Genomic DNA, 25,853 nt, shown 5'->3' with positions numbered 1-25,853 from the left:
TTGGTACGAACATAAAACCCTTATGAGCATATTCAATTATATTCCCTGGAATGTTGATCCGGAGATTTTCAGTATCGGCCCGATCAGCATTCGCTGGTACGGCCTGCTCTTCGCACTTGGCTTTGTGATCGGGCAGCGCATCCTCACAAAAATATATGTGGCCGAAGGCCGCACAGAAGGCGACGTGGACGTGATCACGTTGTACATGATCATCGGCACAGTGCTTGGCGCCCGCCTCGGCCACGTGCTGTTCTACGACCCGGTGTATTACCTGAGTAACCCCAGCGAGATTCTGAAGATATGGGAAGGAGGTCTGGCCAGCCATGGGGCCACCATCGGCATCCTGTTCGCGCTGTGGCTTTTCAGCCGCAAGCATCGGTTCGACTATATGTGGGTGCTGGACCGCATCGTGATCGTGGTGGCCCTCGGCGGCGCGCTGATCCGGCTTGGCAACCTGATGAACTCCGAGATTTTCGGGCACCCGACCGACCTGCCCTGGGGCTTCATCTTTTACAGGAGCAACGAGTTTTCGCACGTGCCGCGCCATCCCACCCAGCTATATGAATCACTGAGCGTGTTCCTGCTGTTTGTGGTGCTTTACTGGCTCTGGCACAAATACAGGTCCGCCTTGCCCAAGGGACTCCTGTTTGGCCTTTTCGTCACGTTCCTGTTCACTTTCCGCTTCCTGATAGAGTTCCTGAAAGAGAACCAGGAGGCTTTCGAAGACCAGATGGCGCTGAACATGGGCCAGATTCTGAGCATTCCGCTCATCCTGGTGGGGCTTTTCATCCTGTTCAGAGTGTGGCAAAACCCTGCACCCGCTACACCCGGAGGCAGGCTGAGCGACTCCAGGGCGTAAGATTATATATAACCAGCAATCAAAAAGGCACCTCCCGTATAGACAGGAGGTGCCTTTTTGATTTGGTATTGAAAACTTATAACTGGTAGCGGTACAGGTTACCGCCCTCGCTCGTGATCACCAGGGTCTCCTCGTCCTCAAACGCGATGCCTTCGGTCTGGCCCGCATCTTTCAGGCGGATCTCGTTGTAGGTGCCTTCGTAGAAGGTTTCGGGCGAGTCGAAGTCCGTGAAAAGATGGATTTTCCCTTCGCTCAGCAGCGCCACTTTCTCCTCGCTGGGGCTGATGCCGGCGCCTGTGATCTCTGCTTTGATGTTGTGGCTGCCGATGAGTTTGGCCGTGTACTCCCCCGCTTTGGCCGGCACTTTGTAGACCTTGGCGGTTGTTTGGCGGCCCCTGTCCTTTGATACCAGGTAAATGCTGCCGTTGCTGTAGAAGATCGCCTCCACATCGAAGTTGCGGTCTTTCTTTGCCGGCGGGTACTGCTTCTGGTCTTCGTAGGTAAACCGGATGGTCTCTACCTGCTGTGGGTTTTCCGGCTTCAGCTTATATACTTTCAGCTCGCGGCGGTTGTTGTTGTTGTTGCCCGTCTCGGCTATATATACATAGCCCTCGTCGTCCTGCGTCAGGTCCTCCCAATCCTCGTTGTTCAGGTTTAGTTTGATCGTCTCCACCAGCTTGCCCTGCTCATTTATCTTGTAGAGGTAAGGCTTGTTGCCGGCATCGTTGTGGGTGAGGTACAGCCCTTTCTGCGGCAGGGCCACCAGGCCGGAGCTTTCCTCCACGGCGTTGGGCAGTTTGGCCAGTCTTTCAAGGGAGGCGGGCGCTGCGTCAGTCGGGGTAGCTTCCATGTCGCGCATATAATAGAACAGCAATGCTGCCACAGCCACAAAAACAGCTGTAATTTTTATCATCAGTTTCATTTTTATTGGATCGAAATCAGGTATTTACTTAACGGGAAGTACCTGCCCGGCGTTAACTATATAGGCTAAAAATATGGATTCCGGTAAATGGCCCTTGCACCGGGCTTAACAATAACGAGCGATGGACATCAAAAAGATAAAGGAGACCTGTCTGTATGTAACCAGCCTGGAGGCGAGCAAGGGCTTTTACAACGGAAAGCTGGGCTTTGAGGTGATCGGGGAGGTGAAGGAGCGGCACGTGTTCTTCCGGGCGGGTGCATCGGTCCTGCTGTGTTTTATCGCGGAAGCCTCTAAAAGAAGCACCACCCTGCCGCCGCATTTCGGTACAGGCCAGCTGCACCTTGCCTTTGAAGTGGAGCGCGCGCAGTACGGGCCCTGGAAGGAGAAGGTGAGAAATGCCGGAATCCCGATAGAGCAGGAGTTTAACTGGGGCGGCGGCTTCCTCTCATTCTACTTCCGCGACCCGGACCAGCACCTGCTGGAAGTGGTGATGGAAGGCATGTGGGAGCGGTAGGGGCGTATGTTAAATGACTTTATGTCGGATATATAGGATGAGTAAAACAGAGTTACCGGGTTGTCGTCTTGTAAGCTTCCTGGTTTGAGCAGGCACCGGTGTCGCTGCTTCTTTCAGTAATCCTATAGAAGGACAGCAGGAGTTTATCCACCTATATAAAAATGCAAGTACTCAGAAACGGCCAAGCCGCTCATGCACCAAGGAGAGTGTTTCCGCCTGGATAGTGTGGCCGCCGTCGAAGGTATATAGTTGTGGGCGGATGCCTAACTGCATCATCAGCGCCTGCTTCTTCTCAAGACCTTCCGGGGTGATGAACGCGTCTTGCATGCCATATACCAGCGCCACCGGCAACTCCCTGAAAGCGGAATTTCCTGCTTCAAAATCAATGTCTTCCGGGAAGGAGGCGGCCCACAGCACCAGCCGGTGCGCCGGCACGTTGCCAGAAGCCAGCCAGCGGCAGACGGTGGCGCCCCCCTGCGAAAAGCCCAACACCGTAACCCGCACCTCCTTCGGCAGAAGCCTTAGCTGTTCGGCCAGCAGCAGGTTCAGGTAATTGGCCTGGTCCCCAATTTCTGACAGGCGGTCTTCTTTCGTCATCCAGGTGGCGCCCACGCGGCCTGAAAAGCCATTCAGGTAAAACCTTGACAGCGCCTCAGGCGCCACCACCAGCGATTTGCCATCGTCCAGGCCGCTGAAGTGCCGCACGAAGTAGCGCCCCAACTGGCCGTAGCCGTGGCAAACGATCCAGAGGTCCTGGATGGCTTCCGAGGGAGTGCCCAGGGTATAGTAGCGGGCGGTGCGGGGCACTGTTAGTTTGTGTTCAGTCACATCGGATATTGTGTTTTGGTATCAATTCCAAAAGAACCAGACTCGGGACTCGGAATTCCGAACTCGTAACTCTCTATAGGCTGTCTTTCGTGAACTGGAACGGCAGCAGGTCGGCCACGCTCCGGAAGCGGTAAAACTTTCCGTCCTGCGCCTGCAACAGCACGGGTATATCTTCCTGCTGCTTGTACTCGTATTCGCCCATCACCTGGCGGCAGGCCCCGCAAGGCATGGCCGGTAAGTAGTGCGTTTCGCTTCTGCGGCGAGCGGTAACGGCAAGCAGCTTTATTTTTTTGTTCGGATGGTGCGCGCTCAGGGCAAAAAGTGCGGTGCGTTCGGCGCAGAGCCCGGAGGGGTAGGCCGCATTCTCCTGGTTGCTGCCCTTAAACATACTGCCGTCTTCGAGCAGCAAGGCGGCCCCCACCAGGAAATTGGAATAGGGGGCATAGGCATCATTGGCTGTTTCCTGGGCCAGTTGCATGGCCTGGCGCTCCTGCTCCGTCAGCTCAGCCGGCTCCAGCACATCCACACTAATATGTATATCTAATTTACTGGCCATTTCATATGGGATAAGTCAAAAAAGCGGAAAGGGGTTTTAAATTTAAGCTATTAATCTGATAAAACCATATATAGGATTTGCCTTACAAGCGGGAATGCCTAAATTAAGACTGTACCACAAACAGTTGCTATGAAAAGAATTCTGCTCCTTGGCGCTGGCCGCTCCGCCTCCTCGCTTATACAATACCTGTTAGACAATGCTGCGGCAGAAGACTGGCACCTCCGGATCGGGGATATCTCGGTGGCGCACCTGCAGCCGCTGGTGGAGTCTGTTGCCAGTGCTGATATCATGGTGTTTGATGTGCACAACGAGCGGCAGCGTGCGGAGGAAGTGGGGCAGGCGGACCTGGTGATCTCTATGCTGCCGGCTGCGTTTCATATAGCCGTGGCCCGGGAATGCCTGAAGCAGGGCAGGCATATGATCACGGCCAGCTATGTAACCCTCGCTTTCCGGGAGCTGCACGAAGCGGCGCAACAGGAGAACCTGGTGATCCTGATGGAATCCGGCCTGGACCCGGGCATAGATCATATGTCGGCGATGGCGGTGATACAGCGCATCCAGGCAGCCGGCGGCACCGTTACAGCTTTCAAGTCCTACACCGGAGGGTTGGTGGCACCGGAGTCAGACACAAACCCGTGGCGCTACAAGTTCACCTGGAACCCGCGCAACGTGGTGCTGGCCGGTCAGGGCACTGCTAAATACATCCAGCACGGCTCGTACAAATACATCCCGTATCACCAGTTGTTCAGGCGGGCAGACGCTCTCCATATAGCAGGCTACGGTGGTTTCGAGGGATATGCCAACCGCGACTCCCTGAGCTACCGCGAGCTATATGGCCTGGGCGATATCCCGACGATGCTGCGCGGCACCTTGCGCCGCCAGGGGTACTGCGCCGCCTGGGACGCGCTCGTGCAGCTGGGCCTCACTGACGACAGTTACACGCTGGAAGGCTCGGAGCGGATGACGCACCGCAGTTTTCTGGATGCCTTTCTGCCACCGGCTGCTTCTGCGGAGCAAACCCTTGCCGTGCGCATCAGCTCCTATATAAATATACCCGCTGACGGGGAAGTAATGGAGAAGCTGGCATGGCTGGGACTGTTTGAGGAAACGCCGGTCGGGCTGAAAGAGGCTACCCCGGCGCAAGTGCTGGAGAAGATCCTGAAGGCGAAATGGACGCTGGCTCCCGGCGACAAGGACATGGTGGTGATGCAGCACCTGTTCGAATATGAGCTCAGCGGGCGGCGGCACGAAATCTCCTCTACCCTGGTGGCAACCGGCGACGATGAGGTGCACACCGCGATGGCGAAAACCGTAGGCCTGCCCGTCGGGATGCTGGCCAGGCTGCTGCTGCAGGGGAAAATTGAACGGCGCGGCGTTATCATCCCCGTTTACCCGGAACTGTATGCGCCCGTGCTGGAAGAGCTGAAGCGTTATGGGATTGATTTTGTGGAGAAGGAGCGGGTGCTGTCGGAGTAGAGTATATATGGCTCCCCGATACAGCCCTGTTCAGGCAAACCTCGCAGCGTGCGCAGCTCCTGCGGGCGTTTGAGCAAATTCAAGCCCGGGCACTACAAGTGCAGGTAATACGGTTGCAGCAGTTCCACAAACTCCGGGGTATAGGTCACCTTGTCCGCTTCCCGGATATATAACTGCTTCGTGACCGGCGAATCCTCCGGTGCAAATCCATAGGTTTGTATATGGCGGATGCACTTGCCATTTATATAGGTAAAGACTTCAACGGTTTCTGAAAGGTACAACCCATAGGCTTGCGCTGCTTTTTGAAAATGCGCCGCCTCGGCAGGAGGAAGGAGCAGGTACAGGTTTCCTGTCGAGGTAAGGTGCCGCTGCGCGAAGAGCAGGATATCCCCGAAGTGCAGATCGCCGGTGTGCCTGGCGGAGTTTTTCGCTGCGCTGTCCGATTTCAGCGAAGCCAGGAAAAAGGGCGGGTTGGAGAGAATGACCTCATACGGCTGCCGCGGTGCATACTGTTGCAGCGGCATGGGGTGCAGCCGAAGCCGTTCCGCCCACGGACTCGCCGCGAAGTTCTCCGTTGCCTGCGCCTGCGCATCCGGGTGTATTTCCACTGCATCAACCAGAGCCTCGCTGCGCTGCGCCACCATCAGCGACAGCAGCCCCGTGCCTGCCCCGATGTCCAGCACCCGCTGTGCCCCTGCAACATTTATATAAGCCCCGAAAACGCAGGAGTCGGTGCACACTTTCATCGCGCACTTGTCCTGCTCTACCAGGAACTGCTTAAACTGGAAGTAATCGTTTGGCATGAGGGGGGAAATTAGAATGAGTGGTTGGGTGATTTGTTGGATAGTATATAACTCAAGTTGCGATATATAAATCTGCTGCGTGTAAACCCACCCCTACCCATCCCAAGAGGGGAATAAAAATTCCGTTTCTGAAAAATCCCCTCGTCGGAGGGGCAGGGGTGGGTCGTGTTTCTACTTTTGGGTTATATATATAATTCAACCAAAGGTTATCCAGCAAGCCTCCTTTTTCAGTTAGCAATTGCTTTGCCGCTTGCCCACAAGATCCTTCCAGGATGACAGGAAAAAAATATTCAGTTATTCAAAATTCACTCACTCCATCACTCATTCAAATCTCAGCTTGGTTGTGAGGCGCCGGATTCGAAGCCTTCGTCGATGGGCAGGTTAGGGGAGAGGGCGCTGGCAACGGCCAGTTCGTCGCAGCGTTCGTTTTCGGGGTGGCCGGCGTGGCCGCGTATCCAGACGAACCTGACCTGGTGCTTCGGGTAAATGCGCAGGAAGCGGGCCCACAGGTCGGCGTTGGCTTTGCCTTTGAAGCCTTTCTTCTGCCAGCCAAACACCCAGCGCTTTTCCACGGCATCCACCACGTATTTGGAATCGGAGTAAACGGTGACAGGCATGCCCGGCTTGGTGATGGCCTCCAGCCCCACAATCACGGCCAGCAGCTCCATGCGGTTGTTGGTGGTTTTGCGGAAGCCCTCGCTCATTTCCTTTACATGCTGCTTCCAGCGCAAAATCACGCCGTAGCCGCCTGGGCCAGGGTTTCCGCGGGACGAGCCGTCAGTGAAAAGTTCGATCATATATAAAGTGTTAAATTGCTGTATTGTTTAATTGTTGTGTTGAACCTGCACCAGCAATTAAACAATTGAACCGTCAAGCCATTATGTCCTCCAAAGGCAGCGGTTAGCAATTAGGCGGATTTACAAATTTGTCTTGAAAAGCTTGATGGCAATGGCCAGCAGGATGATGCCGAAGATCTTTCGGAGCACATCGGCGCCGGATTTGCCGAGCTTGCGCTCAATAACAGCAGACCCTTTGAGCACCACGTACACAAAGCCGAGGTTCAGCACAACACCTACCAATACGTTCGGGAGGGAGTAGGCGGCGCGCAGCGAGAGAAGCGTCGTCATGGTGCCGGCCCCCACGATGAGCGGGAATGCCAGCGGCACGATGGAGCCGGTTTTTGACTCCGGGTCGGTGTGGAAAAAGTGCTTCCCCAGGATCATCTCCAGCCCGATCAGGAAGATGATGATGGCACCGGCCATAGCGAACGACTGGAAATCGATGCCGAACAGTTTGAGGATAGACTGGCCCAGAAACAGGAAAACGATCATCAGGATACCCGACACGATGGTTGCCTTGCCGGATTCGATCCTGCCCTCCCGCTTGCGGAGGTCGATGATGATGGGGATGGAGCCGATGATATCGATCACGGCAAAGAGCGTGAGCGTGACGGAGGCTATCTCTTTAAAACTGAACAGATCGTTTAGGTTCACTTCGTTTTTTATATGCGGAGTTGTGCGTGCGCTATATAAACCAGGTACTTATCTACCTTTGACTTATATAGAGGCGCGCCTGCTTATACCAAGCCGCAAAGGTAGCAGACTTAGGCGTAATAGTGCAGGAAAAAGCGCTTCAGTTCTTCGTACTCTTCGTCGAGGATGGCCGGGAAATTGGCGATGCGGAAGGTATTGCGGGACCAGGGGCCGTAGCCGTTGCCGAGGCGTATGTTGTGGTGCAGGGCGCGCTTCTTCAGCTCATCCACCACTTTCTCGCTTCCCTGCAGGGCCAGCACGGTTTTAGAGCGCACCTCCTCGTTCTCCACCAGCAGCTGTATGTCCGTGAATTGCGCGAAAAAGGCATATAAATCCTGCGCCCTGGCCGTCAGCTCCCCGTCGATGGTTTTGATAAAAGGGCGCTCCTCGAGCACGCGCTTCATTAGGTAAAGGTTGAGCACATTGGGCGTGTGCGTGGTCTGGTAGTTCAGCATCTTCTCGTACATCGACACCATGCTGTTATAGTGTGCCCGCTCCCCCATCTGCTTCGCCCGGAAAATGGCGCGCGGCGAACAGGCCATCACGGCAAGCCCGGCCGGCAGGCCAAAGCACTTCTGCACCGAGGCAAACCATATATCCGCCTTGATCATTTTGAGGTTGAGGCCGGCCATGGACGAGGTGGCGTCCACGGCGATCAGTGTGTCGCGGAAGCGGTTGTGGAGGTTGAGGATGCAGGTGGGCGTTACCTGCGTGCCGTTGGAGGTTTCGTTCTGCGTGAAGCAGATCAGCTCCGTATCCGGACTCACCTGCAGCTCGTGCACCGGCATGGGGCTGTTCAGGTCAAACGCATATCCCTCTGATTTTGGGCGCAGCTTCTGGGCATACTGCAGCCACTTCTCCCCGAATGAGCCGTTGTATATATGGTAGCTCTTGTTTTTGGTGAGGCTCTGGACCAGAATTTCCCAGCACTCGGTGGCCGAGGAAGCGAAGAAGATATAATAGTCCTGCGGGATGTTGAGCCTGCGCTTGATGAGCCCTACCAGTTCGCGCGACAGCTGCACAAACTGATCTCCTCTATGCGGCGTGCTCAGGAACCCTTCGTCATACGCATCTACCAGGTAGTTGCGCACGTCGGGGTACACTTTGGAGGGGCCGGGATAGAAGTTGATCATAAGGATAAAGGTATAAAATTATATATAAAAAGCCATATATAAAAATCTGAAATAGGGCTTACTGGCTTAGAACGTTCAGGAGGATTGATTCTTTACACCGAACCCGATTTGTTTTGGCTTCATGCGCTCAAAGTACTGAAGCGCAAGCCGGTAACTTTCCAGCCCGAAGCCGCTGATGCTGCCCTGGCAGAACGGCGCCATCATGCTTTTGTGGCGGATCGCGTCGCGGGCAAACACATTGGAAATATGCACCTCCACCACCGGCGTCTCTATGGCCTTGATGGCGTCCGAGATGGCTAGGGAGGTGTGGGTATAGGCCCCCGCATTAAACACAATGCCTTTGTGGCTGCCGAAGCCCACTTCATGCAGTTTGTCGATCAGCACCCCCTCGGTGTTGGATTGAAAATAGGAGAGCTCCAGCGCCGGGAAAGCCTCCTTCAGTTCGTCAAAATAATCTTCGAAGGAGCGGCTGCCGTAGATGGCTTTTTCGCGGGTGCCCAACAGGTTCAGGTTTGGTCCGTTCAGGATGATGATCTTCATAGATTGCGTTTTATCTTGCAAATTTCCGAGGCTACAAAGGTACGTATTAAGTATCTTTGCTCCTGAAAAATTGTTTAATTGTTGGATGGTTAAATTGTTGAGACTACCTGAGAAATTCAGTCAGCACACAGATTCCACTCTTAACTTATACCTCTTAACTCTTAACGCACAACGGTGAACTGGCCTATCTGCATCAAGCAATTTGAAGAGTACCTGAAGCTGGAGAAATCGCTCTCGGGCCATTCCGTGGAGGCCTACCTGCGTGATATACGCAAGCTGACGGATTTCCTGGACCTGAAAAAGCTGCAGGTGGCGCCCGAGCATATAACGCCGGTCATTCTCCGCGATTTCCTGGAGTGGATCGGGGAGTTGGGGATGACGGCGCACTCGCAGGCCCGCACCCTGTCCGGTATCCGCGCCTTCTACAAGTTCCTGATCATGGAGGACATGCTGCAGAACGACCCCACCGACACCATCGATGCGCCCAAGCTCAGCCGCAAGCTCCCCGATACGCTCCACTTCCATGAGATAGAGCAGATGCTGGCCGCCATCGACTTGTCTACGCCCGAGGGGACCCGCAACCGCGCCATGCTGGAGACACTTTATTCTTCCGGGCTGCGCGTAACGGAGCTGCTGGACCTGAAAATGAGCAACCTCTACGAGGATATGGGCTTTCTGAAAGTGGCGGGTAAAGGCGACAAGGAGCGGCTGGTGCCGATCGGGCGCGACGCCCTGAAGCATATCCAGCTTTACCGCGAAGGCGTGCGCTGCCACCTCACCATCAAAAAAGGGCATGAGGATGTCCTGTTCCTGAACCGTCGGGGCGCTAAAATGTCGCGGGTGATGGTGTTCATGATCATCAAAGAGCTGGCCCTGAAAGCCGGTATCCAGAAAACTGTGAGTCCGCACACTTTCCGCCACTCGTTCGCCACCCACCTGATCGAAGGGGGCGCTGACCTGCGCGCCGTGCAGGAAATGCTCGGCCACGAATCCATCACCACCACCGAAATCTACACCCATCTCGACCGCGATTACCTGAAACAGGTGATCAGGGATTACCACCCCAGAAGCTAAACCGCATTTACCCCAAAACCTCGTGTTGCGCGCAGCCAGGGGGAGAGGACGAAGCTGCGTAGCGTCTGGAAAAAGAAAGGCTGCAGCCCCGTCGTTCAGACAATGGCAAGAGCTTCTAACTCCGCAACTCTACTTGAGGACCCAACACCATCTATAAAAGCCAGGCTTTCCATTCGTATAGAAGCTGTTACGGCTATATATAAGGTGAACCCGCAGCAGCGAAGCGCCGGGAGCCATTTACTGTCCCTGCAGATTCAGTTGGTCGGTTTCCAGGATCTCCACCCGCTTGCCCATTTTCTTCTGGATGATGCGGAAGTGGTGCCTGTCTTCAGGTGTGATCAGGGATATCGCTTCGCCCACGGCCTCGGCCCTGCCGGTTCTGCCGATGCGGTGCACATAGTCCTTGGGGGAGCGGGGCAGGTCGTAGTTGATCACGTAGGGCAGCAGCTGGATGTCGATGCCGCGGGATACGAGGTCAGTGGCCACCAGCACGGGCAGCTTCCCGGATTTAAACCGGCTGAGCGCCTCTGTTCTGGCTCCCTGGCTTTTTTTGCTGTGCATTGCCACCGCTTCGATACCGTTTTTCGTTAGTTTCTCCGCAAGGTTATCTGCCGTGCGGGTAGAAGACACAAATATCAGCACCTGCTGCATGTTGCCCTGCCGGATCAGGTACCGCAGCAAGGGCCCTTTCCTTTCCGGGGCCACATGATAGGCAATCTGCCTGATCTGCTCCAGGGGCTGCGCTTCCTCCTGAATCTCGATTCTGACAGGGTCGTGCAGCTGCGCTTTGATCAGCTGCTCTATGTCGTTGCCCAGGGTGGCGGAAAACAGGATGTTCTGGCGCTGCCGGGGCAACAGGCCAAGTATTCTGTTCATTTCCTCCTCAAAACCGAGGTTCAGCATCTTGTCTGCCTCGTCCAGCACCAGCGTCTCCACCTCCGACAAATGAACTGATTTGGAAGAGAGCAGGTCAAGCAGCCTTCCCGGCGTCGCCACCAGCACTTCGGTGCCCGAGAGCGCCATCATCTGCGGGTTCACGGACACGCCGCCATATACAGCCAGTGTTTTTACTTTGCGTGGGAGGCTGGCGCCAAGCATTTTGAAAACATCCGCTACCTGTACGGCCAACTCGCGCGTGGGCACCAGCACCAGCGTGTTTATATACCTGTTCCTGGATTGCTGCTTGCTCTGAAGCCTTTCCAGCAGGGGCAGCACAAAGCCGGCCGTTTTACCAGAGCCCGTTTTCGCGATCCCCAGCACATCCTTCCCTTTCAGAATAGCGGGGATGGCCTCCTGCTGGATGGGGTAGGGCTTGCTGTAACTTTGTTCGGCTACTGCTTTTAGAAGAGGCGCGGATAGGCCCAGGGCTGAAAACGACATGCTTTGCTTCTGATGATACAGCTACAACGTCTGCGGCTGTGCTGCAAAGGTACTTATAATTATAAGTAGAAGCGAGCGGGAGAAATATTGGAAGGGTAGTTATATTGTTTCGTATATATAGTATATTCGGCAGTTCAGTTCCGGTTATCTGTCGAAATCTACCAATAACCGGAACAGACTTCCGTTTACACCATAGTTGTGTGTAAGGCAGCGGGAAGCACATAATCAAGATGAAATTAAAAAACTGGATTCAAATCGTGCTGTTAGTCGGCCTTATATCATTAGGAATCGGTTCGGCCTTCTATGAAAAGTTTTTGTTAGATGAATGCTCAAAAGATTGGAAGGCAACTGTTGTGGACATGCACGAGAGAAGAAAAAGAGGATATTACATGAAATATCAATACTATGTAAATGGTAAGAAATTTTCTTCCACTGAGCCAATTCGGGATACGGAGGTAAGTTTATTTAATGTGGGGGACACCATAAACATTACGGTTAGTTGTTCCTATCCAGATGTTAGTAGTTACAAACCTATAGAGGGCATATAGAAGGCATTTTGACACATAATATCAAGCCTTCAATGAAATATAACATAAATAAGAAGCCCAGCACACAACACAGTTCAGCCTTTATGCTCGGCTTTGCCTCGCCCATCGGCTGCACCAGTACGTTGGAATACTACCATAATCATTTAAGATAGCAACCTAGCCCTCAAAACAAACCTTAACATAATGGCACCGACCGACCATAACCTCATCCACTATATAAACACCCACAACCTGATCGGCATTAAGGCCGGGAAGGAGAGGGATACGTTTCTGAACATCTGGATGGTGACCTGTGAGGACAGAATATTCGCGCGGTCGTGGGGCCTGGCCGAAAGAAGTTGGTACAATACGTTCAGAAAGGACGAAGCAGGCGAATTAAAATGCGGAGACCAGGTATATAAAATCAAAGGCGTAGTGCCTGCCGACCTGGAACGCATGAACGCGAAAATCAACCAGGCGTACCTCGCCAAATACGATGCCGGAGCAAACGCCTTCTATGCCCACGGGATCACAAAGCCAGAACACACGGCAAAGACAATGGAGTTTATACCCGTCTGACGAAGGCATCTTTTTCACTAAAATAATATGAAATGCCCCCTAACTACTGCTTGCCCTGTGCAATGCAGTATTTAACGTCTTGTAAGCCAACGGTCTATACTGGTTGTAATAATTATATATGGGCAATCTCCTGTTCAGGCAGTGACGGTGGCAGTCGCGGGCGGTGCATTTTGCGTAACAGGTTACGTTGATCCAGTGAACATTATAAGCGAACACGATGCAATCCCTTGACAGGCTATTGAAAGAGTACCACAACGCGCCGGAGATTTTTCAGGCGGGCAGATATTGGAAGACGTACGAAGACAAAATCGTCAGTGAAATAAAACAGGCTGATATAACCCAGCTCCGAAGCGGGAAATATCCCATATTCAGCACCTTCGGGTTTTCTGAAGCGGTATATAACTATCACCCGAACCTGCCCCTGCACGAAAAGCTGATCAAGCAGGCCATCCGAAAGCTGTTTGTCACGAACCGGGCGATCCTGCCCTACTCCCTGAAACTATCCGATATCCGGGAGATGGCCTATCACCACTGCGTGCTGCAGGGAGAGCTTGCAGGGGCAAAGCCTATATCCGAGATCGAGGCTAGTGCGTTCGGGAACCCCGCGGATCTGTTCGAGATCAACGGGAAGAAGTACACCATGCAGTTCCTGAATTTCTACATCAAGCTTTGCTTCGTGCAGCGAGCCCTCAGGCTCAAAGGCAATGAAACGATTGTGGAACTGGGTTCCGGTTCCGGGTTCCAGGTGGAGGTGCTGAAGAAGGTCTTCCCGGACTTAACCATTCTTTGCTTTGACTTACCCGCCCCGTTATACCTCTGCCAGCAATACCTTACCCACGTGCTGGGCGATGCGCAGGTCGTGCAATCAGACGAGACGATGGAGGTGGCTGACCTCGAAGGCTTTGTGGAAAAGGGGAAAGTGCACATGTTCGGGAACTGGAAGTTTCCGCTGCTGAAGACCTTTAAATTCGACCTGTTCTGGAATGCGGCAAGCTTCGGGGAGATGGAGCCTGATATCGTGAAGAACTACCTGAGCTATGTGAAGGGGAATTGCGACTACGTTTTTCTGCTGCAGGCCAGGCACGGGAAAGAAAGCACGGATTCGTTCGGGGTGTTGACTCCCCTGAAATTCAGTGACTACGACTCGATGTTAAGCGGCTATCGCGTCATCAAAGAGTCGGATGCCTATGAAGCGCACCGCAGAATATCCCAGACGGGCGGCTACTTTCAGGCACTATGGCAAAGGGAATGATACTGGATCAAACACGTTGCAGCAAACGGCCAGCCTATATATAATTTGCCATTTCACGGGCGCGCTTTGGCGGAGGTTCCTATCTTTGCAGGCAACGTGTAACCTAAGCCCAAGCCAGTGTACAAAAGCCTCCTGCGCCCGCTCCTTTTCCAACTCGACCCCGAGAAAGTCCATTACCTGACCACCGACATGCTGCGCGCTTCCATGAAGCTGCCCTATGCCAAAAGCATAAGCCAGCGCCTGTTCGGCGTGCAGGACCCGCGGCTGGAACGGGAGCTGTTCGGCCTGAAGTTTCCGAACCCCGTTGGGCTGGCCGCCGGCTTTGACAAAGACGCCTTGCTGGTGGATGAGATGGGGGAACTGGGCTTCGGCTTCGTAGAGATCGGGACGCTGACGCCAAAGCCGCAGCCGGGCAACGACAAGCCGCGCCTGTTCCGGCTGCCAAAGGACCAGGCCATCATCAACCGGATGGGCTTCAACAATAAGGGCGTGGACGCCGCCGTGGAGCGCCTGCGCAAGCGCAGAAGCAACATCATTGTGGGGGGCAACATCGGCAAAAACAAGGTTACCCCCAACGAGGAGGCCCTGAACGATTACCTCTACTGCTTCAGGGCGCTATATGAGGTGGTGGATTATTTTGTGGTGAACGTCAGCTCGCCCAACACCCCCGACCTGCGGGCGCTGCAGGACAAGGAGCCGCTGAAAAGGCTGCTGCTGGCGGTGCAGGAGCAGAACAGCAAAATGCCGAAGCCGAAGCCGCTGCTGCTCAAGATCGCCCCGGACCTGAACATGGCCCAGCTCAACGACATCATCGAGATTGCCACCGAAACCAGGCTGAGCGGCATCATCGCCACCAACACCACCGTGAGCCGGCAGGGGCTGGTAACACCGGAGCAACGCATTTCTGAAATCGGGATGGGCGGCCTGAGCGGAAAGCCGCTGACGCAGCACGCCACCCAGATCATCCGGCACCTGCGCACCTTCCTGCCCCCCGAGATCCGCATCATCGGGGTGGGCGGCATTATGACGGCGGAGGATGCCGTGGAGAAACTGCAGGCGGGCGCCGACCTGGTGCAGCTATATACAGGGTTCATCTATGAGGGGCCCGCGCTGATCAGCAAAATCAATAAGAAGCTATTGGATTGTTAAATGGTTATATGGTTGAATGGTTAAATTGTTGAGGAGACCGTGTCATGTCCGGCGGTTCAGAGATTTGGCGCATGGCGGTTGGTATATATAAAAGAAACTTTGATGCAGCAGCGCTTTCGAATTAAGAACATCTATATATAAAATTTAAACCATATAACCATTTAATAATTCAGCTACCAAGCCATTTACCCATTCAACAATTTAGCCATTTAACTATTTAGCCATTCCCGCCGATTCTACTCAAAAAAATGTAAATTTGGATCTTAACTTTAGTCAGGGGTATGGCCAAGAACACTTACAGAGACGAAGCGCTGCATACGGCGCGCAAGAACGAGGTGCGGGGTAAGAATGAGCCACGCAAAGCGAATTTGCCCAAAGGGGAGAAGCCGAAGAAGCCGAAGCGCAACTGGTCGTTCAAAATGCCCTCGATGCCCAGTTTCAGGATCGGGTTTCTGCACGACCGCCGCTTCAAGCTGGCCATCGGCTTTACTTTTCTGCTGTTCTCCTTCTTCCTGACCATCGCGTTTGTCTCCTACCTTTTTACCGGCAACGCCGACCAGAGCGTGGTGGAAACCGTGAGCGGCACCGGGTTGAAACAATCCGGCCAGGAGGCGGAGAACTGGCTGGGACTGGTGGGGGCCTGGGTCTCGCACCTGTTTATATATGGGTGGGTGGGCATTGGCGCCTTCTTCTTTATCCCGGTCATGTTCTTCGCAGGCATGCGCATCGTGTTCAAGCGGGTAAACATCTCCATGACCTATATCATCGGGCTTTGCAGCTTCATGATGCTGTGGACAAGCCTCACACTCGGCTATGTTGTTTTCTCGGCGGACGCCATTGACCGGCTCGGATTTTTGGGCGGTGGCATTGGCGTGGAGACGGCTATATGGCTCAACAGCCTGATTGGCTGGGGCTCCTGGCTGCTGCTGGGCTTCCTGCTGCTGATCTTCCTGGTGGGGTTCTTTAACATCACCAGCATCAGCTGGGGTTCTAAAACTGCTGTGGCGGCCGCCGGTGCCGATGATGAAGCAACTGTAAACAAATATGCCGATTCCTTAGGCGACGTGATGGGCGGCGCGGCCCGTGGCATCAACCACAACGCCGACCCGACGGCTTCGCTTGAGATGGAGGAAGAAGAGGAGGAAGAATATTTTGATGAGGAGGATGATGAGATCAACAGGGCGCTCGAGATAGAGCTGAACTCTATTCCGCCAAAAAACGAAACGCCGTCCGCGCCTGCCAAACCGGCTGCGCCAACGCTGGATCTGGATATAGAGAACAATGATGATTTAGAGCTGGAGGACAGTTTTGAGGAGGAGTATGAGGAGGAAATGGAGCTGGAGATTGCCGAGGTGCCGGAGGAGGTCGAGGCCATTGCGGGCGAGAACTACGACCCCACCCTGGACCTTGCCCGCTACCAGTACCCCCATATCGACCTGCTCACCGACTACGGCGTGAACAAAATACAGGTGAGCAAAGAGGAGCTGGAGGCGAACAAAGTCAAAATTGTAGAGACGCTTGGGCACTATAACATCGGCATCGCCAAGATCTCCGCCACCATCGGGCCAACCGTGACGCTCTATGAGATTGTGCCGGACGCCGGGGTGCGCATCTCCAAGATCAAGAACCTGGAGGATGACATCGCCCTGAGCCTCGCGGCGCTAGGTATCCGCATCATCGCCCCGATTCCGGGCAAGGGCACGATCGGTATCGAGGTGCCGAACACCAAGAAGGAGATGGTGTCCATCAAGTCGATCCTGGCAACGGAAAAGTTCATGAAAAGCGATATGGACCTGCCGATCGCCTTCGGAAGAACCATCACCAACGAAGTGTTCATCACCGACCTCGCCAAAATGCCGCACCTGCTGATGGCGGGTGCCACCGGCCAGGGTAAATCGGTTGGCCTCAACGCCATTCTGACCTCGCTGCTGTTCAAGCGCCACCCCTCGCAGCTCAAGTTCGTGCTCGTCGACCCGAAGAAAGTGGAATTGTCGCTGTTCAACAAAATCGAGCGCCACTTCCTGGCCAAGCTGCCCGACAGCGCGGAAGCCATCATCACCGACACCAAGAAAGTGGTGAACACGCTGAACTCGCTCTGTATGGAGATGGACATGCGCTACGACCTTTTGAAGGATGCCGGTTGCCGCAACCTGAAGGAGTATAACCGCAAGTTTGTGGAGCGCAAGCTGAACCCGAAGAAGGGGCACCGCTTCATGCCGTTTATCGTGCTGGTGATAGACGAGCTGGCCGACCTGATGATGACGGCGGGCAAAGAGGTGGAAACTCCGATTGCGCGCCTGGCGCAGCTGGCCCGTGCCATCGGGATTCACCTGGTGGTGGCCACGCAGCGCCCGTCCGTGAACGTGATCACGGGTATCATCAAAGCCAACTTCCCGGCCCGTATCTCCTTTAAAGTAACCTCGAAAATAGACTCCCGCACCATCTTAGATGCCGGAGGTGCCGACCAGTTGATTGGGCAGGGCGACATGCTGTTCTCCATCGGCTCCGATATGATCCGGATCCAGTGCGCCTTTGTGGATACGCCGGAGGTAGACCGCATCTGCGACTTTATCGGGAACCAGCAAGGCTACGACGACGCCTACCTGCTGCCGGAGTTTGTGGGAGACGAGAGCGGCAACGAGAAAGCGGACTTCGACCCCTCGAACCGGGACCCTATGTTTGAGGAAGCCGCCCGCATTATCGTGCAGCACCAGCAGGGGAGTACCTCGCTGCTGCAGCGCCGCCTGAAGCTGGGTTACAACCGCGCCGGCCGCCTGATCGACCAGTTGGAGTCTGCCGGGGTGGTAGGCGCGTTTGAGGGTAGCAAGGCCCGGGAAGTTTTAATTCCGGATGAATACAGTTTGGAACAGTTATTGAATACGCTGGGGTAGAACTGTAATAAAGTACCTGATAAAATGAAAAAGATATTCTCTCTACTGCTGGCGGCCCTGCTTTTCATAAACATTGCGCAGGCGCAGCAAGACCCGAAGGCAAGCAAAATACTGGATGCCATGAGTCAGAAATACGCGGCGATGAAAGCTTTTAAAGCCGACTTCGCCCAGACAATGGAAAACCCCTCCGCCAAAGTGAAAGAGACCATGGCCGGCAACATCGTCGTGAGCGGCGACAAATACCGCCTTGGCGTGAGTGGCCAGGAGGTCATCAGCAACGGAAAACTGATGTGGACGTTCCTGAAAGACGCCAACGAGGTCACCATCACGGAGAGCGACGACGAGGCGGAGGCGATGGCGCCAAGCAGGATCTTCGACATGTATAAGAAAGGATACAAATACTCCTTCGCCGGCACCGAAACCATGGACGATGGCAAATACGATGTGATAGAGCTTGCCCCGGAAGACCGCAAAAACCCGATTTACAAAGTACGCCTTTATATAAACCAGAAAGACAAAAGTCTGAAGAGCTGGGAGATGTTCCGCAACAACGGGAGCCGCTATACCTACACCATCAAAAAATTTGAGGCAAACCCGACGCTTACCTCCGATGCCTTCACCTTTAACAAGGCGAAGTACAAGGGCGTAAACGTGGTGGATCTGCGATAGGCTTTAACGATATACCCCTTATAAATGGAGGGCCGTCTATATATAGGCGGCCCTTCTTTTATAGGGGGTGGTTTATATATGGGGCTGTGAATTAGTTTCAGGTGATGCACCTGACACAGTTGGTTGAAAGAAATATCCATGTGATGCAGTTTCCGTAATCTTTTAAGACTTGCCACACCATATAAATACCAATGGCAGAATTTGAAAATGAAGGGGAAATGCCAGACAAGAATACATCTGCCAAAGGGCTTGTGCCGCAAATAACGGTTCAGGAGAAAAGCCCGCTTTCGAAGCTGCAGCGGCAGTTTAACAGCAAGATAAAGAAAATCAACACCCTGAAAAAGAACCTGGCGGAGCGGGAGGCGCTGGTGGTGCAGGCACGTGCGCGGGTAGAGACGGAGCTGCGGCCCATTATGGGGCAGTTGGTGGAGAAGCGGATAGAACTGGTGAAACTGCTGGACAGGTCATATGCCCTCACAGTTTTCAGGAAGCGGGAAAAGGATAAGATCGCCTTGCTCATCGAGGACATCTCTTACAACCTGATAGAGGCACATGGGGTGGAGGAACTCATTCCGCTGCACGACAAGTATGCCGCCATGCCCCATGCCGACGCTGTGAAACAGGCCGAGGAGGAGGCCAGGGAAATGACGCAGGACATATTCCGGAGTGTGTTTGGGCTGGAGGTGGAGGTAGACGATTTTGATCAGATAGAAGAGCAGATTCTGCAGCAACTGGAAGAGCGGGAAAAGGAGCGGTCGGAGAAGAAATCGGCCCGGAAGAAGACAAAGGCGCAGCTGGCGAAAGAGGAGAAACGGAAGGCCGAGATGAGCAACATCAGCAAAGCCAGCCGCCGCGTATATACCGACCTCGTAAAACTGCTGCACCCTGACAAGGAGCAGGACGAGGCGACCAGGGCCTGGAAAGAGGAGGCCATGAAACAGATCACGCACGCCTACAAGCAGGATGATTTTTTCGAGCTGCTTCGGCTGCGGATGGAGCATATACCGGAGCAGGATAAAAACCTTGACCAGCTGCCGGAAGAGCAACTGAAGTATTACCTGAAGCTGCTGAACGAGCAGGTGCGGGACCTGGAAGATCAGCAATACGCTTTTTTCTCAGGCCCTGACGCGAGCTTCTACCACCAGTATTGTGGCAACCCGAAGCAGATGGATCAGAAATTCGGAACCGCTAAAAACGACCTGAAAAAGGAGCTGAAGCAGCTGAAACAGGACCTGCAAAACTTGGAAGAGCCCGCCTACCTCCGGGCTTTCCTGAAGGAACTGCGGTTTAGCTGAGCCGGCCTATATATAGCCTATTGCACTACAAGCGTTTTGGTGATAAACACATCGTCGCCTTCCCAGAACTTCAGGGTATAGGTTCCGGGGCTTTCAGGCTTAAAAGCATAAGCCATATCTCTTGTGAGGATGGCGTCGGCGCAGACTTCGCCGCGATATTATTCTGGATATACTTTTATCGACAGGGTATCGCCGTCTTTCTTCACGTCAAAGCGGCCAAACTCACCACAGCCGTTGCTCACTTAAAAAATATCGGTATCCCGATGCTTTTTCCAGCTGTTAAAGTTTTCTCCGGCACAGCTACCTGCACGATGGGGGTGGAGCCCTTGCGCGCTAAGCCGTGGCATCTTCCTGTGCCCTGGAGCAACTGAAGCAAACGGCAGCGAAGAAGGCGAAGAGTAGTTTCAGGGGTTTCATACAGGAAGTCTTTGTTTGGTAGACCCGCTTCAGGATAAATCAGATTCAAGGGCTCTAAAATTGTATATTCTTTTCGCGGCCCGCGCCAAATGTATATTTTTGTGAGAACCTAAGCCCTGAACGATGACGAGAGAGCAGCTTTTCGAGCAGATACTACAGAAGAAATCTTACCTGTGCGTAGGCCTCGACACCGACCCCCGGAAACTGCCGCAGCACCTGCTGGACGCAGAAGACCCCGTATTTGAATTTAACCGCCAGATCATTGAAGCCACCGCCGATCTTTGCGTGGCCTATAAACCCAACATCGCCTTTTATGAGGCGCAGGGCCCGCAGGGCTGGGTGAGCCTGGAGAAAACACTCAAAGCCATACCTGATAATATCTTCACTATTGCCGATGCCAAGCGTGGCGACATTGGCAACACCTCGGAGCTATATGCCCGCGCGTTTTTCGAGACGATGCAGTTTGATTCCATCACCGTGGCACCCTATATGGGCGCCGATTCGGTGAAGCCTTTCCTGGTGCAGGACGGCAAGTGGGTGATTCTGCTGGCGCTCACCTCCAACGCCGGCAGCCAGGATTTCCAGATGCTGCGGCTGGAGGACGGAAACGAGGAATACCTGTTTGAGCAGGTGCTGCGCAGCAGCGCAGGTTGGGCCACCCCCGATCAGATGATGTACGTCGTGGGCGCGACCCAGGCGGAATACGTGCAGCGGGTGCGGCGACTGGTGCCGGAGCATTTCCTGCTGGTGCCGGGCGTGGGCGCGCAAGGCGGCAGCCTGGAAGAGATATCGCGGCTGGGCATGAACCGGCAGTGCGGCCTGCTGGTGAACGCCACCCGCAGCATCATCTACGCCTCCTCCGGCCCCGACTTTGCCGAGAAAGCCCGCGCGGAAGCCCTGGCGATGCAGCAGGAGATGGAGGCGCTGTTGGAAGAACTGATCAAAAAGTAAGGGGTTCATACCGGTTTCTTCCACAAAACCGCCTTTCCCACACAACAAAAAACAAGAAATGAACAATAACGATATTATCCGCCGCATCCGGTATACCTTCAACTTCAGCGACGCTAAGATGATTGAACTGTTTGGTATGGCGGGGTATGAGGTGACACGGGCCCAGGTCAGTGACTGGTTAAAGAAAGAGGAAGACCCGGAGTGCCAGGAACTCGATGACGAGCATCTGGCGGCCTTCCTGAATGGGTTGATCATCGACAGGCGGGGTAGAAAGGAGGGGCCGCAACCGGAGACGGAAAAGCAGCTGAACAACAACATCATCCTGCGGAAGTTGAAAATAGCCCTGAACCTGAAGGACGAGGATATAGTGGGCATACTCGAACTGGTGCGGTTCCGGATGGGCAAGGCAGAACTCAGCGCCTTTTTCCGTAACCCGGGGCACAAGCATTACCGCGAGTGCAAAGACCAGGTGATGCGTAATTTCCTGCACGGCATGCAGCTAAAATACAGCGAAGGCCAAAGTTAAACAGCTAAAACTATTTTTGCCGGTATTCTCCCCGCCCAAGACCTGAACCAAAGTGAAAGAAGACTTTCTGCACTATATCTGGCAGCATCAGTACTTTGATAAAACTGCGCTGGTCACTACCGCAGGGGAGGGCCTGCAGGTGCTGCGTACCGGGTTTTATAACACCGATGCCGGTCCTGATTTCCAGGAGGCACTGCTGAAGGTCGGCGAAGTGGAGTGGTCGGGGAGTGTGGAGGTGCACCTCAACGCCTCTGACTGGCACCGCCACCAGCACCAGCGCGACCTGAAGTACGACCAGGTGGTGCTGCATGTGGTGTGGGAGGCGGATGTGCCTGTATTATACAGTGACGGTACGCCGGTGCCTGTCCTCTCGCTGCAGGGCCGCGTAGATCTATCGCTGGTGAACACATATCAGAAGTTGCAGCAGGCAATGAATGCCATTCCCTGTGCGGCTTTCTGGCCCTCGGTGCCTGCCATCACGAAAACATTGATGCTTGAGCGGGCGCTGGTGGAGCGGCTCGAGGCAAAGGGGGAGGAGGTACTGCACAGCTTTCGGAGCTACAGCAACGATTGGGAACAGACTGCTTACCACACCCTGCTGCGCGGCTTCGGATTCAAGACAAACCAGCAGGGCTTTGAGCAACTGGCAAAGGCTTTGCCGCTGTCCGTGGTGCGGCGGCACCAGCACAACCCACTGCAGCTGGAGGCACTTCTATATGGGCAGGCGGGTTTTTTAGAAGAACCGGAGGATACCTATGGCGCGCTGCTCCAGAAAGAGCACGGTTTCCTGCAGCATAAATACACGCTGCAGCCGATGCCTCGCCACCGCTGGAAATTTCTGCGCATGCGCCCCGCCAACTTCCCGACCGTGCGGCTCGCCCAGCTGGCGGCCATGCTATACCGGCAGCAGGCCTTTTTCTCAAAGCTGCTGGAGGCAGACACGGTAGAGCAATACGAGGCGCTGTTCCGGGTTCCTGTGTCCGAATACTGGCAGCAGCATTACCACTTCGGGAGGCCTGCAAAAGCGCGCCAGAAAAGCATCGGGAAGGGGAGTGTGCAAAACCTTGTCGTTAACGTGGCAGTGCCGCTGTTGGCCGCTTACAGGTTATATACCGATGAGCGGGTTTATATCGAAAAAGCCGTATCGCTGCTGGAGCAACTCCGGGAGGGAAGCAACAAGATCACGCGCTTTTACCAGGAACTGGGCTGGCAGGCCAGATCCGCCGCCGACAACCAGGCGGCGTTGGGGCTTTACAAGAAGTACTGCGCCCCGGTCAACTGCATGCGCTGCGCCATCGGCCATAAGATCATGAAACAAAACAGCTCCGCCACGTGAGTGTGCTGGTGTATATGCTGAACCTGCTGCTGCTCGGGGCGCTGGTGTGGGCAATGCGGCGGCAGGAGTGGGCACAGGCAATTAAGCCGTTCTTCTACCCCGCCCTCTTTTTAAAAATGATATGCGGCGTGCTGCTGGGGTGGTTGTATTTCGAGTATTATGGTGCCGGAGATACAATCGCTTACCACCAGATGTCTACAACTGCTGCAGATGTTTTCCGGGAACAGGGAATTATGCCTTATAGTCGTTATTTACTTTTCGATGAGGTAACCAGCGAGCAATTAAAAGAATACCGGGAAGCGCACTATATGGGAGCTTGGAATGTTATTAAACTCTTTAGCCTGCTAAACCTAATTACTGCGGGGCATTATTACCTCATGGCGCTTTACTTGGCATTGTTTAGTTTCAGTGGCAGCGGTTACCTGGTCTTCCAACTTATGAAGCGATATCCGCATGCAGCGTCTTCGGCTATTTTCGCTTTTTTATTTCTTCCCTCTGTTGTTTTTTGGTCATCTGGCCTGCTTAAAGAGAGTCTGGTAATGGGGGGGATAGGTTTTTTTGTGGGGGCTGCTGTTGTTCTGGATGCCGAAGCAGGTACGAAGCTATTCTACCGACTGCTGTTGCTTTTCGCCTCTCTGGCTTTGATCTGGTTTGTAAAATACTTTATAGCGGCAGCTATAGGGGTATCTGTGCTGGTGGGAGCATTGGTGTACGTGGTTATTCGCTCAGGTGCCCTCGCAAGGCTTCATCTACTTTTAAAGGCGATCCTGCTGCTGGCGCTTCTGCTGCTTACCCTCTGGGTAGCCTCTAACTTAAATTATAACCTGCAGTTTGATCATTTGCCTGAGGTGGTAGTGGACAACTATCATAAATATCTCGCCATATCTGTTGGGAAACCACATGTCGAATTCGAAAATCTGCTGCCAACTTACTTTAGCCTCTTCTTACACGCACCCTTGGCTGTCCTCTGGATTTTGTTCAGGCCTTTTCTATGGGAGGGAACTGATCTAATTCATTTTTTAGCCGGTGCAGAGAGCCTGGTGTTGCTGCTGCTGACTATATGGAGCATATATGGCTTCCTCAGGCAGCGCCAAAAGCGTCTCGACTGGTTTATCATCAGTATGTGGCTGTTCTCCATCATGCTTGCGGTGCTTCTGACATATAGCATGCCGAACCTCGGTACTCTGAACAGGTATAGGATTGTTTTTTTGCCTTTCTTTGTCTACCTGTTGTGCTTAAATCCCTGTGTGGCATCAACAATAAATACGCTTGCCGCTAAACTTACCGGTAAATAAATGAAAAGGCTGTTGCTGATATCAGCGCTTGTGATCGTGGCTTTGCTTTTTGGCAGAGGGCTACAGTTCTATTTACAGAATGCCCGCTACGCACATTATATAGTGGAGGCCTATATGGAAGGGCTAGGCAGCGTGGTGGCGGATGGCTACACCGATAAACAGTCATATTATGTGGGAGAGCAGCAGGTTGTATATATAAATGGAGCTGATGAAGGAGACGCTACCGTCCGTTTATATGATGTTGCAGGCAATGTGGTGGACAGCGTAGGTACCTATTTGGTGCCACAGGAGCCGGGAGCCAACCCAAGCGAAGAAGGATTCGACTATAAATCGACATTCAATTACCCGGTACCAGCACTCAGGAGCGGGCTTTACCTCTGGGAAAATAAAATTCCATTTATCATCAAGGACAAATCAGCGCCTGTTGTGGTGCTTTACCCATCCAACACCATTAATGCCTATAACATAACAGGAGGGAAAAGCCTTTATAGCATTTTCTCGGAGCAAACGCACCAGGTTTCTTTTCACAGGCCCACGTTCCCGGCTGTGTCCTTCCAGGTAAAGGCTGGCATGGAGTGGCTTGCGGCATCGCCCTACCAAGCCAAGTATATAGTGGACTATGATCTGGAAGATAGTACGGTGTTAGATGGGGCCAGTGTACTGGTTATCATAGGTCATAGTGAGTATTGGTCGCGGCAGGCAAGGAAAACCATAGACGGTTTTATAGCAAAGGGAGGGGATTGTGCCATACTCTCCGGAAACACGATGTGGTGGCAGGTCCGCTACACGGAAGATGGTTCCGGCTTGATATGTTACAAGACGCTGCCCGACCCTATCCCCAATCCGCTTCTGAAAACAGTAAACTGGTACCAGGATATACTGCAATACCCGATATACGAGAGTATCGGGGTTGATCTTAGGTTTGGAGGTTACGGCAGGAAAAGCTCGAAGAGCTTTGGCGGTTACAAAATCGTCGAGGCAAACTCTCCTGTTTTCAAAGGCACAGAGCTGCAAAACGGAGAAATACTTCAGGTGCCAAGTAAAGAACTGGATGGTACTTTTTTAGTTGAAGGGCCCGATGGCTTATCGTTGAACAAGGCTGAACTTGGTTTTCACAGAGCCGAGCTGTTGGGGTACGAACATGCTGTGCTGTATGACAGGGGGTATGGCACTTTCCTGATTTTCCAGAAGACTCCCACCTCAGGCGTGGTTGTGAACGTTGCCTCTATGGATTGGTGTAGCGGTTATGGCATGGGCGGTGAGGACGCAGAAAAGATAAAGACGATAACGAAAAACATATTAGACGGGCTGCTCGCTGAAAGAAACCTGTTTAGCAAGTAGCGTTAGGC

General features: G+C 53.7%; 25 protein-coding genes. 16 read left to right on the top strand and 9 right to left on the bottom strand.

Annotation, left to right across the window (positions count from 1 at the left end; all coding sequences use genetic code 11):
- The first annotated feature begins 22 nt into the window (after positions 1-22).
- Complete coding sequence (gene lgt / locus ABD920_RS19020) at positions 23-859, top strand: prolipoprotein diacylglyceryl transferase (protein WP_345161189.1); 837 nt, start codon at positions 23-25, stop codon at positions 857-859.
- Positions 860-935: 76 nt separating this feature from the next.
- Here the strand turns inward: lgt and ABD920_RS19015 are convergent, their stop codons facing one another.
- Positions 936-1,772: a hypothetical protein gene (locus tag ABD920_RS19015; RefSeq protein ID WP_345161187.1), complete on the bottom strand. Its 837-nt coding sequence runs from the start codon at positions 1,770-1,772 to the stop codon at positions 936-938.
- Between the two features lie 130 nt (positions 1,773-1,902).
- Between ABD920_RS19015 and ABD920_RS19010 the strand changes: the two genes are divergently transcribed.
- Positions 1,903-2,295 carry a VOC family protein gene (locus tag ABD920_RS19010; protein ID WP_345161186.1) on the top strand — a complete coding sequence of 131 codons (393 nt, stop codon included), beginning with the start codon at positions 1,903-1,905 and terminating at the stop codon, positions 2,293-2,295.
- A 171-nt stretch (positions 2,296-2,466) separates the two neighbouring features.
- On the opposite strand, the gene ABD920_RS19005 is transcribed toward ABD920_RS19010, so the two are convergent.
- Both ABD920_RS19005 and cdd read right to left on the bottom strand, forming a co-directional pair.
- Complete coding sequence (locus ABD920_RS19005; RefSeq protein WP_345161184.1) at positions 2,467-3,123, bottom strand: alpha/beta hydrolase; 657 nt, start codon at positions 3,121-3,123, stop codon at positions 2,467-2,469.
- 73 nt (positions 3,124-3,196) lie between these two features.
- Positions 3,197-3,679: a cytidine deaminase gene (gene cdd, locus ABD920_RS19000; protein WP_345161182.1), complete on the bottom strand. Its 483-nt coding sequence runs from the start codon at positions 3,677-3,679 to the stop codon at positions 3,197-3,199.
- A gap of 129 nt (positions 3,680-3,808) precedes the next feature.
- On the opposite strand from cdd, the gene ABD920_RS18995 reads away from it, so the two are divergent.
- Positions 3,809-5,155, top strand: coding sequence for a saccharopine dehydrogenase C-terminal domain-containing protein (locus ABD920_RS18995; protein WP_345161179.1), 1,347 nt, complete (start codon positions 3,809-3,811; stop codon positions 5,153-5,155).
- Positions 5,156-5,247: 92 nt separating this feature from the next.
- Here ABD920_RS18995 and ABD920_RS18990 read toward each other — a convergent pair whose 3' ends face one another.
- The 5 genes from ABD920_RS18990 to ABD920_RS18970 form a co-directional block, all read right to left on the bottom strand.
- Entirely contained in the window at positions 5,248-5,958 is a 711-nt protein-coding gene (locus ABD920_RS18990) for a tRNA1(Val) (adenine(37)-N6)-methyltransferase (RefSeq protein WP_345161177.1), read from the bottom strand.
- Positions 5,959-6,290: 332 nt separating this feature from the next.
- Complete coding sequence (rnhA, locus tag ABD920_RS18985) at positions 6,291-6,755, bottom strand: ribonuclease HI (RefSeq protein ID WP_345161175.1); 465 nt, start codon at positions 6,753-6,755, stop codon at positions 6,291-6,293.
- A gap of 120 nt (positions 6,756-6,875) precedes the next feature.
- A complete protein-coding gene (locus tag ABD920_RS18980) occupies positions 6,876-7,436 on the bottom strand; it encodes a MarC family protein (RefSeq protein WP_345162363.1) in 561 nt (186 codons plus the stop codon).
- A gap of 125 nt (positions 7,437-7,561) precedes the next feature.
- Complete coding sequence (locus ABD920_RS18975; protein WP_345161173.1) at positions 7,562-8,623, bottom strand: aminotransferase class V-fold PLP-dependent enzyme; 1,062 nt, start codon at positions 8,621-8,623, stop codon at positions 7,562-7,564.
- A gap of 75 nt (positions 8,624-8,698) precedes the next feature.
- A complete protein-coding gene (locus ABD920_RS18970) occupies positions 8,699-9,163 on the bottom strand; it encodes a type II 3-dehydroquinate dehydratase (protein WP_345161171.1) in 465 nt (154 codons plus the stop codon).
- A gap of 174 nt (positions 9,164-9,337) precedes the next feature.
- Here ABD920_RS18970 and xerD point away from each other — a divergent pair, with 174 nt between their 5' ends.
- Positions 9,338-10,237: a site-specific tyrosine recombinase XerD gene (gene xerD, locus ABD920_RS18965; RefSeq protein WP_345161169.1), complete on the top strand. Its 900-nt coding sequence runs from the start codon at positions 9,338-9,340 to the stop codon at positions 10,235-10,237.
- Between the two features lie 237 nt (positions 10,238-10,474).
- Here the strand turns inward: xerD and ABD920_RS18960 are convergent, their stop codons facing one another.
- Complete coding sequence (locus ABD920_RS18960; protein ID WP_345161167.1) at positions 10,475-11,617, bottom strand: DEAD/DEAH box helicase; 1,143 nt, start codon at positions 11,615-11,617, stop codon at positions 10,475-10,477.
- A 230-nt stretch (positions 11,618-11,847) separates the two neighbouring features.
- Between ABD920_RS18960 and ABD920_RS18955 the strand changes: the two genes are divergently transcribed.
- The 12 genes from ABD920_RS18955 to ABD920_RS18900 all read left to right on the top strand — a co-directional run bounded on the left by ABD920_RS18955 (position 11,848) and on the right by ABD920_RS18900 (position 25,845).
- Positions 11,848-12,165: a hypothetical protein gene (locus ABD920_RS18955; protein WP_345161165.1), complete on the top strand. Its 318-nt coding sequence runs from the start codon at positions 11,848-11,850 to the stop codon at positions 12,163-12,165.
- A 183-nt stretch (positions 12,166-12,348) separates the two neighbouring features.
- Positions 12,349-12,723, top strand: coding sequence for a DUF2255 family protein (locus tag ABD920_RS18950; RefSeq protein ID WP_345161163.1), 375 nt, complete (start codon positions 12,349-12,351; stop codon positions 12,721-12,723).
- Positions 12,724-12,940: 217 nt separating this feature from the next.
- Positions 12,941-13,975, top strand: coding sequence for a putative sugar O-methyltransferase (locus ABD920_RS18945; protein WP_345161161.1), 1,035 nt, complete (start codon positions 12,941-12,943; stop codon positions 13,973-13,975).
- Between the two features lie 117 nt (positions 13,976-14,092).
- Positions 14,093-15,124 (top strand): quinone-dependent dihydroorotate dehydrogenase, encoded by a 1,032-nt coding sequence (locus ABD920_RS18940; protein ID WP_345161159.1) that lies wholly within the window; start codon positions 14,093-14,095, stop codon positions 15,122-15,124.
- A 281-nt stretch (positions 15,125-15,405) separates the two neighbouring features.
- Entirely contained in the window at positions 15,406-18,015 is a 2,610-nt protein-coding gene (locus ABD920_RS18935) for an FtsK/SpoIIIE family DNA translocase (RefSeq protein ID WP_345161156.1), read from the top strand.
- A gap of 24 nt (positions 18,016-18,039) precedes the next feature.
- Positions 18,040-18,684 (top strand): outer membrane lipoprotein periplasmic chaperone LolA1, encoded by a 645-nt coding sequence (gene lolA1, locus ABD920_RS18930; RefSeq protein WP_345161153.1) that lies wholly within the window; start codon positions 18,040-18,042, stop codon positions 18,682-18,684.
- 191 nt (positions 18,685-18,875) lie between these two features.
- On the top strand, positions 18,876-19,979 hold the full coding sequence (locus ABD920_RS18925) for a J domain-containing protein (RefSeq protein WP_345161151.1): 1,104 nt from the start codon (positions 18,876-18,878) through the stop codon (positions 19,977-19,979).
- 540 nt (positions 19,980-20,519) lie between these two features.
- The gene (gene pyrF / locus ABD920_RS18920) at positions 20,520-21,347 is read left to right on the top strand and encodes an orotidine-5'-phosphate decarboxylase (RefSeq protein ID WP_345161149.1); all 828 of its coding nucleotides are present in this window, start codon (positions 20,520-20,522) and stop codon (positions 21,345-21,347) included.
- Between the two features lie 58 nt (positions 21,348-21,405).
- Positions 21,406-21,873, top strand: coding sequence for a YehS family protein (locus tag ABD920_RS18915; RefSeq protein ID WP_345161147.1), 468 nt, complete (start codon positions 21,406-21,408; stop codon positions 21,871-21,873).
- A gap of 52 nt (positions 21,874-21,925) precedes the next feature.
- A complete protein-coding gene (locus ABD920_RS18910; RefSeq protein WP_345161145.1) occupies positions 21,926-23,209 on the top strand; it encodes a DUF2851 family protein in 1,284 nt (427 codons plus the stop codon).
- Positions 23,206-24,504, top strand: a complete 1,299-nt coding sequence (locus ABD920_RS18905) for a hypothetical protein (RefSeq protein WP_345161143.1) — start codon at positions 23,206-23,208, stop codon at positions 24,502-24,504. The genes ABD920_RS18910 and ABD920_RS18905 overlap by 4 nt, the downstream gene beginning before the upstream one ends.
- Complete coding sequence (locus ABD920_RS18900; RefSeq protein WP_345161141.1) at positions 24,505-25,845, top strand: N,N-dimethylformamidase beta subunit family domain-containing protein; 1,341 nt, start codon at positions 24,505-24,507, stop codon at positions 25,843-25,845.
- The last annotated feature ends 8 nt before the right edge of the window (positions 25,846-25,853 follow it).

Source organism: Pontibacter saemangeumensis (assembly GCF_039541895.1).
Taxonomy (GTDB): domain Bacteria; phylum Bacteroidota; class Bacteroidia; order Cytophagales; family Hymenobacteraceae; genus Pontibacter; species Pontibacter saemangeumensis.
This window is presented reverse-complemented; position numbering and strand designations above follow the sequence as displayed.